At 71.9% G+C, this 12486-nt stretch carries 11 protein-coding genes; 9 read left to right on the forward strand and 2 right to left on the reverse strand.

The genetic code is table 11. The features are described 5' to 3' along the window. Positions 1-177: 177 nt before the first annotated feature. Positions 178-1596 (forward strand): amino acid permease, encoded by a 1419-nt coding sequence (locus LG395_RS35965; protein WP_171156331.1) that lies wholly within the window; start codon positions 178-180, stop codon positions 1594-1596. A 553-nt stretch (positions 1597-2149) separates the two neighbouring features. On the opposite strand, the gene LG395_RS35970 is transcribed toward LG395_RS35965, so the two are convergent. Then, complete coding sequence (locus tag LG395_RS35970) at positions 2150-2731, reverse strand: biotin transporter BioY (protein ID WP_171156329.1); 582 nt, start codon at positions 2729-2731, stop codon at positions 2150-2152. Between the two features lie 436 nt (positions 2732-3167). On the opposite strand from LG395_RS35970, the gene LG395_RS35975 reads away from it, so the two are divergent. From LG395_RS35975 to LG395_RS36010, 8 genes are all read left to right on the forward strand, one after another. After that, positions 3168-4367, forward strand: a complete 1200-nt coding sequence (locus tag LG395_RS35975) for an ROK family transcriptional regulator (protein ID WP_225813104.1) — start codon at positions 3168-3170, stop codon at positions 4365-4367. Between the two features lie 206 nt (positions 4368-4573). After that, positions 4574-5617, forward strand: a complete 1044-nt coding sequence (locus tag LG395_RS35980; RefSeq protein ID WP_225813107.1) for an ABC transporter substrate-binding protein — start codon at positions 4574-4576, stop codon at positions 5615-5617. Continuing rightward, the gene (locus LG395_RS35985) at positions 5614-6459 is read left to right on the forward strand and encodes an ABC transporter permease (protein ID WP_225813109.1); all 846 of its coding nucleotides are present in this window, start codon (positions 5614-5616) and stop codon (positions 6457-6459) included. The genes LG395_RS35980 and LG395_RS35985 overlap by 4 nt, the downstream gene beginning before the upstream one ends. Further along, on the forward strand, positions 6435-7169 hold the full coding sequence (locus tag LG395_RS35990) for an ABC transporter ATP-binding protein (protein WP_225813111.1): 735 nt from the start codon (positions 6435-6437) through the stop codon (positions 7167-7169). Before LG395_RS35985 ends, LG395_RS35990 begins: the two co-directional genes overlap by 25 nt. Beyond that, the gene (locus tag LG395_RS35995) at positions 7166-8503 is read left to right on the forward strand and encodes an LLM class flavin-dependent oxidoreductase (RefSeq protein WP_225813114.1); all 1338 of its coding nucleotides are present in this window, start codon (positions 7166-7168) and stop codon (positions 8501-8503) included. Before LG395_RS35990 ends, LG395_RS35995 begins: the two co-directional genes overlap by 4 nt. 11 nt (positions 8504-8514) lie before the next feature. Then, a complete protein-coding gene (locus LG395_RS36000; protein WP_171156320.1) occupies positions 8515-9405 on the forward strand; it encodes a TauD/TfdA dioxygenase family protein in 891 nt (296 codons plus the stop codon). A 122-nt stretch (positions 9406-9527) separates the two neighbouring features. After that, positions 9528-10913, forward strand: a complete 1386-nt coding sequence (locus LG395_RS36005; protein ID WP_225813117.1) for an amino acid permease — start codon at positions 9528-9530, stop codon at positions 10911-10913. A gap of 122 nt (positions 10914-11035) precedes the next feature. Next, positions 11036-11683, forward strand: a complete 648-nt coding sequence (locus tag LG395_RS36010; RefSeq protein WP_225813119.1) for a superoxide dismutase — start codon at positions 11036-11038, stop codon at positions 11681-11683. Positions 11684-11794: 111 nt separating this feature from the next. Here the strand turns inward: LG395_RS36010 and LG395_RS36015 are convergent, their stop codons facing one another. Further along, the gene (locus tag LG395_RS36015) at positions 11795-12433 is read right to left on the reverse strand and encodes a mycothiol-dependent nitroreductase Rv2466c family protein (RefSeq protein ID WP_171156315.1); all 639 of its coding nucleotides are present in this window, start codon (positions 12431-12433) and stop codon (positions 11795-11797) included. Positions 12434-12486 lie beyond the last annotated feature (53 nt).

Below are 12486 nucleotides of genomic sequence, written 5' to 3' on the forward strand. Positions count from 1 at the left end.
CCAGGGTGTCGCCGGGCATCCGGGGCGGCGAATGTGAGGCAGACCATAGATCCTCAAGGGAACCTCAAGTAACGATACGGATTCAGAGGTTCCCGAATTCGTTCACCTCGGATTCACTGGACCGACTCGTACACCGCTCGTACGGGCAGCTCTACCTGGCGCAAAGGAAATCCGTCCATGACCCCTGGTTCGGGCCTCCAAGCAGGACTCAAAAACCGCCACCTTTCGATGATCGCGATCGGCGGCGTCATCGGAGCCGGCCTTTTCGTCGGTTCCAAAGCCGGTATCGCCACCGCGGGACCCGGCATCCTCCTGTCGTACGCCCTCGTGGGCACGCTCGTCGTACTCGTGATGCGCATGCTCGGCGAGATGTCCGCCGCCAATCCCACCTCCGGTTCGTTCTCCGCGCACGCCGACCGCGCGCTGGGCCGCTGGGCCGGGTTCTCCATCGGCTGGCTCTACTGGTTCTTCTGGGTCGTCGTGCTCGCCGTCGAGGCGACCGCCGGCGCCCAGATCCTCGAAGGCTGGGTTCCGGCCGTCCCGCAGTGGGGCTGGGCGCTCATCGTCATGACCGTGCTGACCGCGACCAACCTGGTCTCCGTCGGCTCCTACGGCGAGTTCGAGTTCTGGTTCGCCGGCATCAAGGTCGTGGCGATCGGCGCGTTCATCGTCGTCGGCCTGCTGGCCATCCTCGGCGTCCTTCCGGGCGTGCACGCCGACCAGGCGAGCTTCGGCAACCTGACCTCGCACGGCGGGTTCCTGCCGCACGGTCCGGGCTCGATCCTCACCGGTGTGCTGCTGGTCGTCTTCTCCTTCATGGGCAGCGAGATCGCCACGCTGGCGGCCGGCGAGTCCGAGGACCCGCAGCGCGCGGTCACCAAGTCCACCAACAGCATCATCTGGCGGATCGGCGTCTTCTACCTGGGCTCGATCCTGATCGTGGTCTCGCTGCTGCCGTGGAACGACGCGTCCATCGCGAAGGACGGCTCCTACGTCGCCGCGCTGAACTCGCTGGGCATCGCGCACGCCGGTCAGATCATGAACTTCATCGTGCTGACCTCGGTGCTGTCCTGTCTGAACTCCGGCCTGTACACGGCCTCCCGCATGGCCTTCTCGCTCGGCCAGCGGGGCGACGCGCCGAAGGCGTTCGCGCGGGTCAACAGCCGCGGCGTGCCGATGGCGGCGATCCTCGCGTCCGTGGTGTTCGGCTTCGTCGCCGTCTTCTTCAACTACCTGTCCCCGGACAAGATCTTCCTCTTCCTCGTCAACTCCTCCGGAGCGGTGGCCCTGTTCGTGTGGCTGGTCATCTGCTTCTCCCAGCTGCGGATGCGGAAGATCATCCAGCGCGAGGCGCCGGAGAAGCTGGTCGTGCGGATGTGGCTGTACCCGTACCTGACCTGGGCGACGGCCGCGCTGATCGTGTTCGTCCTCGGCTACATGCTGACCGACACGAAGCACGACGGCCGCGAGACGGTGCTGCTGTCGCTGCTGGTCGCGGCGGTCGTGCTGGTGATCGCCGTGGTGAAGGAGCGCATCCGGGCCGGCCGCCCGGCCCCCGCCGCCGAGGCCCCGGCCGACAAGGTGTCCGTCGGCTGATCCGGCCCGCACGGCCGCACCACATGGCCGCACGACCTGACGGAGGCTGTCAGGCCGTGCGGCCATGCCGCGTTCCGTGACGCACACGGACGCCTGGGCGGCGGGCTCGGCTTCCTGGCCCGGGGGTCCGGGTACGCGGCCGGCCACGCGCGGTCGCCGGAGCTCGTCACCGCCGACGGCACGCTCCGCCGGGCCAGCCCGCGGACCGACCCTGACCTGCACCGGACGCTGCTCGGACGCGCCCGAGCCGGACGCCGAGCGGGCCGGGGCGGCCGCGGACCTGGTGGGTGTGGGTCGGCGCCGGACGCGGTGCCCACCGGGAGGGGCGGTTCCTGGTGCGGGTGCCGGCCGTCGGGGGACCGTCAGCGGGCGCGGGCCGTGCCGGACCGGGTGAGCGCGCCGCCGGCCGACGGCACGCCCGGCCGGTCGCTCGACTTGGCCTTCGGCGCGGGCGACCGGATCGCGGGGGTGTACGGCGCCGGGACGCGGAAGAGGCCCGCCCGGTGAAGGAGACCTTCGACCCGGGCGGGCCTCTTCCGCAGGAATCGCGGCGTCAGCGCTTGCCGGCCAGCTTCCAGGCGGTGGGCAGCACGCCCATCGCCAGGGCGGCCTTGAGGGCGTCACCGATCAGGAACGGGGTGAGGCCGGCCGCGACGGCCTGGGACGCGGACAGGTGGGCGGCCAGGGCCAGGTAGGGGACGCCGACCGCGTAGACGACGGCCTCGCCGAGGATCATCGTGCCGGCCATGCGCAGCGCGGAGCGGTCGGCGCCGCGGCGGGCCAGGGCGCCGACTAGCGCGGAGGCGAGCAGCATGCCGAGCACGTAGCCGAAGGAGACCATGCCCGCGCCGGAGGTGCCCTGCGCGAACCACGGCACGCCCGCCACACCGGCGACCGCGTACAGCGCGAGGGAGAGGAAGCCGCGGCGGGCCCCGAGCGTGGTGCCGACGAGCAGCGCGGCGAAGGTCTGGCCGGTCACCGGCACCGGGGAGCCGGGCACCGGCACGGACAGCTGGGCCGCGAGACCGGTGAGCACCGCGCCGCCGACGACGAGGGCGACGTCACGGACGCGGGACGCGGGCAGCAGGTCGGCGAGGACGGCGCCGGGGCGGGCGGTGGCGGTGGCGGTGCTCATGGGGACTCCGCGGGTGACGGGGACATGCTGGGACAGGGTGACGCTATCCGAGCGGGCCGCGGCCGATCACCGTCAGCGCCCGACAAAGGGCGGAACGAGAGCTTCGTGGGCTCCGGACAAAGAGTGCCGGCTACACCGGCCGGGGCGTGACCCTGATCACGGAGGCAGGGACGTTTCGCTCACGTGAAGCCCGTGATGACGAAACTGTGCGGTCTCACCAAACGGATGCCGGTCGTCTGGCCGGAGTCCTTCTCCCTGCCCTACCCTGCAGCCATGGTTGCCCAGGCCCGCTACCTCACCTCGCGTCGCTATGTCGACCTGCGACGCCAGGGCACGGCCACCTGTCGCCGTCCGGGATAGGGGCGGGCCGTCCGGCACGCCTCACCCCCTCCGAGCCTCCGAGACGTGTCGGCCCCGCTCCCGAGGACGGTCCTCCATGCCCCGTACCGCCGTTCCCGCCCTGCCCTCGCCCGTGCCGCGTGCCGCCGACAGCGACCGGCGGCGCACCAGCGCCAGCGTCGTGCTGCGTTCCGTGCTGGAGCACGGCCCGGTGGCGCGCAGCACCATCGCCCGGCTGACCGGGCTGTCCCCGGCGTCGGTGACCGAGCACTGCGCCCGGCTCGCCGAGCGGGGCCTGATCCGGGAGTCGGCCGCGCCCCGCCGCTCGAACGGGGTCGGCCGGCCGCACGTGCCCGTCGACCTCGACGACACCCGCTTCCTGGTCGCCGGCGTGCACGTGGCCGTGCCGTACACCACGGTGGCGCTGCTGGACCTGCGGGGCCGCGTGGTGGCCCGGCGGGAGCTGCGGCACGAACGGACCGACCCGGCCTGGGTGGTGGCGCGGGCCGCCGAGGGGCTCGCGGGGCTGCTGGCCAGGATGCCGGGCCGGCGCCCGCTCGGGGTCGGGCTGGCGGTCGGCGGCTGGGTGGACCGGGAGACGGGCACCGTGGTCGAGCACGAGCTGCTGGGCTGGCGGGACGTGCCGGTGCGGGAGCTGCTGCGCGCCCGCACCGGGCTGCCGGTCCGGGTGGACGGGCACGCGCGGGCGCTGGTGCACGGGGAGCGGCTGTTCGGACGGGCCCGGGGCAGCCGGAGCGTGCTGCACCTGTTCGTGGGCAACGTGGTCGACGCCGCCTTCGCCACCCATGACGAGGTGCACTACGGCCCCCGGTCCGCGGCCGGCGCGATCGCCCACCTGCCGGTGCCGGGCGGCACCGAGCCGTGCGCGTGCGGCCGTACCGGCTGCCTCCAGGTGGAGCTGGGCGAGCGGACGTTGTGCCGGCGGGCGCGGGCGGCCGGGGTGGCCGATCCGGCCAACCCGATGCGTGTGGTGGCCGCGGCGGCGGCCGGGGACCCGGTGGCCCGGCGGCTGCTGGTGGAGCGGGCGCGGGCGACGGGGCGGGCGGCCGGGCTGCTGCTGGACGTGCTGAACCCGGAGACGGTCGTCGTCACCGAGGTGGGTGTCATCCATGTCGAGGGATGCCTCGAGGCGCTCCGGGACGCGGTCGGCACGGAGCGATCCGCCGCCGTCCTCCCGACGAGTTTCCCGGATTCCGTGCTGGCGGTGGCGGGCGGGTCCGTCGTACTGGACGCGCTGTTCCGGGATCCGCTGGGTGCGTCACCTGAGGGTATTTAATTCAGAAACTCGGAATGTTGACACGGGTCGAGCATGGCCGGGAACATCCTGGTCATGAGCCCTCTCACGAGCTGTCGCACCCTCTGTTGCTGACATGTTGCCGCGCATGAAGCGCGTGTTTCCCGCTGCGTGAGTCCTCTTCCTCCGGCCTGCTTCTCCCGGAATTCCTCCTGCTTTTCTCTTCTTTTTCTCCTGGGAGTCCTCCCATGCACCGTCGTGCCTTTCTCACCTCCGTGTTCGGCGCGTCCGCCGCCGTCGCCGGGCTGTCCGGCTGCGCGCACGGCAACGCCGCCGCCGACACCCGTGGTGCCGCCACCGAGCCGCTCGCCGACAAGGTCCCGGCCGGCACGAGTCTGAAGATCGCCTCCTACCTGGGCCAGCAGCAACTCCAGTTCAGGCTGGCGAAGCTGCCCGGACTGCCGTTCAAGGTGGCCGACTGGCTGAACATCGGCGCGGGCCCGGACGTGATCAACGCGTTCCGCGCCCGTTCCCTGGACCTGGCCAACAACGCGGGCATCCCGCCGATCCAGGCCCACTACCAGGGCTTCGACGCGAAGATCGTGGCGATCGACATCACCCGCAAGCCCAACTACCTCTTCGCCACCAGGCCCGGCAGCGACATCCACGCGGTCGGGGACTTCAAGGGCAAAAAGCTCGCCTTCTCGCAGGGGCAGGCCCAGGGTGTCGTGCTGCTGCGGGCGCTGAAGCAGGCGGGCCTCGGCTACGACGAGGTGAAGCTGGTCCCGCTGACGAGCAACCAGTTCCTCACCGCCCTGCAGTCCGGGCAGGTGGACGTGGCCCCGCTCGCCATCAACCAGGCGCCCGCCTACCTGAAGCAGTACGCGTCCAAGGGCGCCCGCTCCATCCCCACCGACGTCGTCGACCTGCTCAACCTGCTGTGGGCGCCGCGGTCCGTGCTGGACGACCCGGCGAAGGCCGCCGCGATCGCCGCCTACATCCCGCAGTGGGCCAAGGGCCAGGTGTGGCAGTACGAGCACCCGGACGTCTGGAACGAGGAGTTCTACGTCAAGACGCAGAACCTGACCCTCGCGCAGGCGCGGGGCATCACCGCCCTGGCCAACAAGCCGCTGTTCCCGCCCAGCTGGGACGAGGCGGTCAAGTGGGAGCAGGAGACCGCCGACCTGCTCGCCGAGGGCGGCTTCGTGAAGAAGTTCGACGTGTCCTCGCTGTTCGACCACCGCTTCGAGTCCCTCGCCGCCAAGGCCGTGCCCGAGGAGTACCGGAGGTGACCGCCGTGACCACGACGACCGCCGTTCCCCGGACCGACGCCGGGGACCTCCCCCAGGTCCGCCGGCGCCGCCGGCTCTCCCCCGGACGCCGGCTGCCCGCCGCCCGGCTCATCGGCCCGCTGGTGCTGCTCGCCGCGTGGGCCGCCGCCTCGGCCGCCGGAACGCTGGACACGGGGGCGATCCCGGCGCCCTGGACCGTTCTGCGCACCGCCGGCCACCTGTGGACCGACGGCACCCTGCCCACCGACGTGCTGACCTCCCTGGAGCGGGCCGGCTACGGCTTCGCGATCGGCCTGAGCGCCGGGGTGCTGCTCGCCCTCGCCTCCGGTCTGAGCCGGGCCGGGGAGGCGCTGATCGACGGGACCGTGCAGCTCAACCGGGCGATCCCCACCCTCGGTCTGATCCCGCTGTTCATCCTCTGGCTGGGCATCGGCGAGACGTTCAAGATCGCCATCATCGCGATCGTCGTCTACGTCCCGGTCTACCTGAACACGCACGCCGCGCTGTCCGGCATCGACAGCCGCTTCGTCGAACTCGCCGAGGTGCAGGGCCTGTCACGGCTCGCCTTCGTCCGCCAGGTGGTGATCCCCGGCGCGCTGCCCGGATTCTTCGTGGGACTCCGGCTCGGTGTCACCGGCTCCTGGCTGGGACTGGTGGTCCTGGAGCAGATCAACGCCACCAGCGGGCTCGGCTACCTGATGTTCCAGGCGCAGAACTACGGCCAGTCCGACGTCATCCTGGTCGGCCTGCTGATCTACGGCGTCTTCGGCCTGGTCTCCGACAGCGTGGTCCGTCTGATCGAACGGAGGGTGCTGTCATGGCGCCGCACACTGAGCAACTGACCCGGCCCGCCGTGCGGCTGCGCGGCCTGACCCGGTCGTTCGCGGGCCGTACCGTCCTCGAGGGCATCGACCTCGACCTGCCCGCCGGACAGTTCACGGCCCTGCTCGGGCACAGCGGTTCCGGCAAGTCGACCCTGCTGCGGGCCATCGCCGGCCTGGACCACGGAGTGGCCGGCGGTGGGCAGCTGACCGCGCCCGAGCGGGTGTCGGTCGTCTTCCAGGACTCGCGGCTGCTGCCCTGGCGGCGGGTGCTGGACAACGTCCTGCTCGGCCTGGACGGCAAGGACTCCGGGGAGCGCGGCCGGGCCGCGCTGGCGGAGGTCGGCCTCGCGGGACGGGAGCGGGCCTGGCCGGGCGAGCTGTCGGGCGGCGAGGCGCAGCGGGCCGCGCTGGCCCGCTCCCTGGTCCGCGAGCCGGAACTGCTGCTGGCGGACGAGCCGTTCGGGGCGCTGGACGCGCTCACCCGGATCAGGATGCACCACCTGCTGCGCGAGCTGTGGACGCGCCACCGGCCGTCCGTCCTGCTCGTCACCCACGACGTGGACGAGGCGATCGTGCTCGCCGACCGGGTCCTCGTCCTGGACCGGGGCCGCATCGGCCTCGACCTGACCATCGACCGTCCCCACCCGCGCTCGTACCGCGAGCCGCTGCTGGGCGAGTACCGCGAGCGGCTGCTGGCCGCCCTCGGCGTCACGGAGGACCACCGGTGACCGGAAGACAGCTCCACCTGAACGCGTTCCTGATGAACACCGGGCACCACGAGGCGTCCTGGCGGCTGCCCGAGAGCGACCCGTACGCCCACGTGGAGCTGAGCCACTACGTGCGGCTCGCCCGGATCGCCGAACGCGGCACCTTCGACTCGCTCTTCCTCGCCGACGGCCCCCAGCTGTGGAGCAACCTCGCCCAGCGGCCGGCCGGCGCGCTGGAACCGCTCACCCTGCTGACCGCGCTGGCGACGGCCACCGAGCACATCGGCCTGATCGCCACCGCGTCCACCTCCTACAACTCCCCCTACAACCTGGCCCGCAGGTTCGCCTCGCTGGACATCGTCAGCGGCGGCCGGGCCGGCTGGAACATCGTCACCACCGCCGGCAAGGAGGCCGCCCGCAACTTCGGGCTCGCCGACGAGCCCCCGCACGCGGAGCGGTACGCGCGCGCCGCCGAGTTCCTGGACGTGGCCCTCAAGCTGTGGGACAGCTGGGAGGACGACGCGATCGTGGCCGACAAGGCGGCCGGCGTCTGGGGCGACGACAGCAAGATCCATCCGCCCCGGCACCGGGGGACGTACTTCGGCGTCGCCGGCCCGCTCAACGTGCCGCGCACCCCGCAGGGCTACCCGCTGCTGGTCCAGGCCGGCTCCTCGGAGGACGGCAGGGCCTTCGCCGCCCGGTACGCCGAGGCCGTGTTCACCGCCCAGCAGACCCTCGCCGGTGCCCAGGACTTCTACGCCGACCTGAAGTCCCGGGCCGCCCGGGCCGGCCGGGACCCCGCGCACTTGAAGGTGCTGCCCGGGATCGTCCCGGTGCTCGGGTCCACGGAGGCCGAGGCGCGGGCCGCCGAACGGCTGCTGGAGGACCACATCGTGTACGAGCACGGCGTGGACCGCCTGGAGAACCTGCTGCGTCTGCCGGCGGGCACGCTGGAGCTGGACGGTCCGCTGCCCGGCGACCTGCCGCCCGAGTCCGCCATCGAGGGCGCCAAGAGCCGCTACACGCTCGTCGTGGAGTTGGCCCGGCGCGACCGGCTCACCGTCCGGCAGTTGATCGGCCGGCTCGGCGGCGGGCGCGGGCACCTCACGTTCGCCGGGACGCCGGAGCAGGTCGCGGACCGGATCGAGACGTGGTTCACGCGGGGCGCCGCCGACGGTTTCAACATCATGCCGGCCGTGCTGCCCTCCGGCCTGGACGCCTTCGTCGAGCACGTCGTACCGCGCCTGCGCGCCCGCGGTCTGTTCCGCACCGAGTACGGGCCCCGGCAGACCCTCCGGGAGCGCTACGGCCTCCCCCGCCCCGCCAACCAGTACCTGACCCCCGCCGTCAGCTGAGGAGAACCCCGATGTCCATCGAGATCACCAAGGTCACCGCCCGGATCGGCGCGCGCGTCTCCGGCGTCGACATCACCCGGCCGCTCGCCCCGCAGGAGGTCACCGCGATCCGTGAGGCCCTGGGCGTCCACAAGGCGCTCGTCTTCGACGCCGGCGACCTGGACGACGCCGGCCAGCAGGCCTTCGCCCGCCACTTCGGCGAGCTGACCACGGCGCACCCGACGGTCGGCGCGGTCGACGGCGCCCCGAACGTGCTGCCGGTCGACAGCGAGCGGGGCCGCGCCAACCACTGGCACACGGACGTCACGTTCGTCCTGAACCCGCCGCAGGCCAGCACGCTGCGTTCGCTCACCGTGCCGCCGTACGGCGGCGAGACGCTGATCGCGAACGCGGCGGCGGCCTACCGCGACCTGCCCGAGCCGCTGCGCCGCCTGGCCGACACCCTGTGGGCGGAGCACACCAACGACTACGACTACGCGGTGCCGGACGAGGAGATCGACGAGGAGCGGGCGGCCCAGCGCGCCCGGTTCACCTCCATCAAGTACCGCACCGCGCACCCGGTGGTCCGGGTGCACCCGCTGACCGGGGAGCGCGGGCTGTTCATCGGCGGGTTCGCGCAGCGGATCGTCGGCCTGTCGGCGGGCGAGTCCCGCAAGGTCCTGGACCTGCTCCAGGGGTACGTCACCCGTCCGGAGAACGTGCTGCGCCACCGCTGGTCGGAGCGCCAGCTGGTCCTCTTCGACAACCGCATCACCCAGCACTACGCCATCGACAACTACGACGGTCTGCCGCGCCGCCTGCACCGGGTGACCGTCGCCGGTGACGTCCCGGTCGGCATCGAGGGCAAGGAGAGCTACTCGATCGAGGGCGACGCGTCGCACTACACCCCGGTGGCCGCGTAACCGTAGATTCACCCTGTGTACCCCGGGTGTCCGGATACTGGGCGGCCCTGTCGTGTGAGCGGACGGGCCGCCCAGACTGGCGGGGTTTTTGCCCGCCTACCGCACGGGGAGAGCCGCCCTCCATGCCCAGCAGCACGACCACCGGGACACCGCCGCAACAGCGGACGGACGCCTCCCTCTCCCACGGCCTCAAGCAGCGCCACCTGTCGATGATCGCCCTGGGCGGGGTGATCGGCGCGGGCCTCTTCGTCGGCTCCGGCGCGGGCATCGCCGCCGCCGGCCCGTCCATCGTGGTCGCCTACGCCCTCTCCGGCGTCCTGGTGATGCTGGTGATGCGGATGCTCGGCGAGATGTCGGCCGCCCACCCGTCCTCGGGCTCCTTCTCGGCGCACGCCGAGCGGGCGATCGGCCCGTGGGCGGGCTTCGCCGCGGGCTGGTCCTTCTGGGTCCTGCTCTGCACGGCGGTGGGCCTGGAGGGCATCGGCGCCGCGAAGATCGTCCAGGGCTGGCTGCCGGGCACCCCGCAGTGGATGTGGGTCGCGCTGTTCATGGTCGTCTTCTGCGGGGCGAACCTGGCCGCCGTGAAGAACTTCGGCGAGTTCGAGTTCTGGTTCGCCGCGCTGAAGGTGGGCGCGATCAGCCTGTTCCTGGTGCTGGGCGTGCTGGCCGTCGCGGGCGTGCTGCCCGGCACCGACTCCCCCGGCGCGTCGCACCTGACCGACTTCCTGCCGCACGGCAGCGAGGGCCTGCTGGTCGGCCTGCTCGCCTCGGTCTTCGCGTACGGCGGCCTGGAGACGGTCACCATCGCGGCGGCCGAGTCGGAGGACCCGGTGCGCGGTGTCGCCTCCGCCGTCCGCACGGCGATGTGGCGGATCGCCCTCTTCTACATCGGTTCGATGGCGGTCGTCGTCACCCTGGTCCCCTGGGACTCCGAGGAGGTCGTGGCGAAGGGCCCGTACGTCGCCACCCTGGACCACCTGGGCATCCCCGGGGCGGGCCAGCTGATGAACGTGGTCGTCCTGGTCGCCCTGCTGTCCGCGATGAACGCCAACATCTACGGCTCCTCGCGCATCGCCTACTCGCTGGTCGAGCGCGGCCAGGGTCCGAAGGCGCTGGCCCGGCTGTCCGGCGGGGTCCCGCGCGCCGCGGTCCTGACCTCCTGCTTCTTCGGCTTCGTGTGCGTGCTGCTCAGCTACTGGCGCCCGGACGACGTCTTCCCCTGGCTGCTGAACATGATCGGCGCGGTCATCCTGGTCGTCTGGATCTTCATAGCGGTCTCCCAGCTGCTGCTCCGCCGCCGCATCGAACGCGAGGCCCCCGGGAGGCTGGTCGTGCGCATGTGGGGCTTCCCGTGGCTGACCTGGGTCGCGCTGGCCGGGATGGTCGCGATCTTCGCCTTGATGGCCCGCGAGCCGGACACCCGGGTCCAGCTGTACTCGACGGGCGGCATGACGCTGGTCCTGGCGGCGGTGGGGTACGCCCGGCAGCGGGCGCGGGCCGGGCGCTGACCGCCGCATCCCGCGGGAGGCCCCCACGTGCGACACGTGGGGGCCTTTCTGTTGCCCCGGAGTTGTTGTTGCTAGCGTGTAGTTGCAAGATACTTGCAATAAGGTTCCGGAGGGGATCACCCATGCCCGTCTACACGCTGCCCGACCTGCCCTACGACTACGCGGCGCTCGCTCCCGTGATCAGTCCCGAGATCATCGAGCTGCACCACGACAAGCACCACGCGGCCTACGTGAAGGGCGCGAACGACACGCTGGAGCAGCTCGCCGAGGCGCGGGACAAGGAGTCGTGGGGCTCGGTCAACGGCCTGGAGAAGAACCTGGCGTTCCACCTGTCCGGGCACATCCTGCACTCGATCTACTGGCAGAACATGACGGGCCCGAAGGACGGCGGCGGCGAGCCGCTGGCCGCCGACGGCGTGGGCGAGCTGGCCGAGGCGATCAGGGAGTCCTTCGGCTCCTTCGCCGCGTTCAAGACCCAGCTGTCCAAGGCCGCCGCGACCACCCAGGGCTCCGGCTGGGGCGTCCTCGCCCACGAGCCGCTGAGCGGGCGGCTGGTCGTGGAGCAGGTCTACGACCACCAGGGCAACGTCGGCCAGGGCTCCACCCCGATCCTGGTCTTCGACGCCTGGGAGCACGCCTTCTACCTCCAGTACAGGAACCAGAAGGTCGACTTCATCGAGGCCATGTGGCAGGTGGTCGACTGGCAGGACGTCGCGAAGCGCTACGCGGCGGCGAAGTCCCGCGCGAACGTGCTGCTCCTGGCGCCCTGAGAACGTCCCGCCTCGTGATCGTCTTCTCACCCTTCACGGCGGCGGGCGGATGGGAGAAGACCCCCGTGAGGACGTGACTCACGGGGGTCTTCGCCTGCGCGGCGCAGAGGGTCACAGGTTGCTGAAGTCCGGGCCCTTGGTGCGGGTCCGCTTGATCTCGTAGAAGCCCGGGACCGAGGCCACGGCGATCGTGCCGTCCCACAGGCGGGCCGCCTCCTCGCCCTTGGGGGCGGGGGTGACGACCGGGCCGAAGAAGGCGATCTGCTCGCCGTCGGGGCCGGGCACCGCGATGACCGGGGTGCCGACGTCCTGGCCGACCTTCTCGATGCCCTCCTTGTGGGAGGCGCGCAGCTCGGGCTCGTACGGGGTGGAGTCCCAGTGGTCCATGAGGGACTCGGGCAGCCCGACGTCCTTCAGCGCGGCGGCCACGGCCGGCTTCTCCGGACCCTCGCCCTGGTTGTGGATGCGGGTGCCGAGCGCGGTGTAGAGGTCGCCGAGCACCTCCGCGCCGTGCTCCTGCTGGGCCGCGATGACGACGCGGACCGGTCCCCACGCCTTGGTCGCGAGCATCTCGCGGTACTCCTCGGGCAGCTCGTCGAGCCGGTTCTCGTTGAGCACGGCGAGGCTCATCACATGCCAGCGGACCTCGATGTCCCGTACCTTCTCCACCTCCAGCACCCAGCGGGAGGTCATCCAGGCCCAGGGGCACAGCGGGTCGAACCAGAAGTCGACGGGGGTCTTGTCCGACATGTCTCTCCTCGTGGGGAACGCCTTTTCCGTGGAAACGCGGCCGCCGGCTGTGC

The sequence above is a fragment of the Streptomyces spinosus genome (assembly GCF_020400655.1).
Taxonomy (GTDB): Bacteria; Actinomycetota; Actinomycetes; order Streptomycetales; family Streptomycetaceae; genus Streptomyces; species Streptomyces argyrophylli.

What these genes read in the sequence shown, in the direction of transcription:
- LG395_RS35970 (WP_171156329.1), bottom strand. Translation starts at nt 2,731, where the DNA reads ATGAGCACCGCCACCGCCACCGCCCGCCCCGGCGCCGTCCTCGCCGAC.
- LG395_RS36000 (WP_171156320.1), top strand. Translation starts at nt 8,515, where the DNA reads ATGTCCATCGAGATCACCAAGGTCACCGCCCGGATCGGCGCGCGCGTC.
- LG395_RS36015 (WP_171156315.1), bottom strand. Translation starts at nt 12,433, where the DNA reads ATGTCGGACAAGACCCCCGTCGACTTCTGGTTCGACCCGCTGTGCCCC.
- LG395_RS36010 (WP_225813119.1), top strand. Translation starts at nt 11,036, where the DNA reads ATGCCCGTCTACACGCTGCCCGACCTGCCCTACGACTACGCGGCGCTC.
- LG395_RS35965 (WP_171156331.1), top strand. Translation starts at nt 178, where the DNA reads ATGACCCCTGGTTCGGGCCTCCAAGCAGGACTCAAAAACCGCCACCTT.
- LG395_RS35980 (WP_225813107.1), top strand. Translation starts at nt 4,574, where the DNA reads ATGCACCGTCGTGCCTTTCTCACCTCCGTGTTCGGCGCGTCCGCCGCC.
- LG395_RS36005 (WP_225813117.1), top strand. Translation starts at nt 9,528, where the DNA reads ATGCCCAGCAGCACGACCACCGGGACACCGCCGCAACAGCGGACGGAC.
- LG395_RS35975 (WP_225813104.1), top strand. Translation starts at nt 3,168, where the DNA reads ATGCCCCGTACCGCCGTTCCCGCCCTGCCCTCGCCCGTGCCGCGTGCC.
- LG395_RS35990 (WP_225813111.1), top strand. Translation starts at nt 6,435, where the DNA reads ATGGCGCCGCACACTGAGCAACTGACCCGGCCCGCCGTGCGGCTGCGC.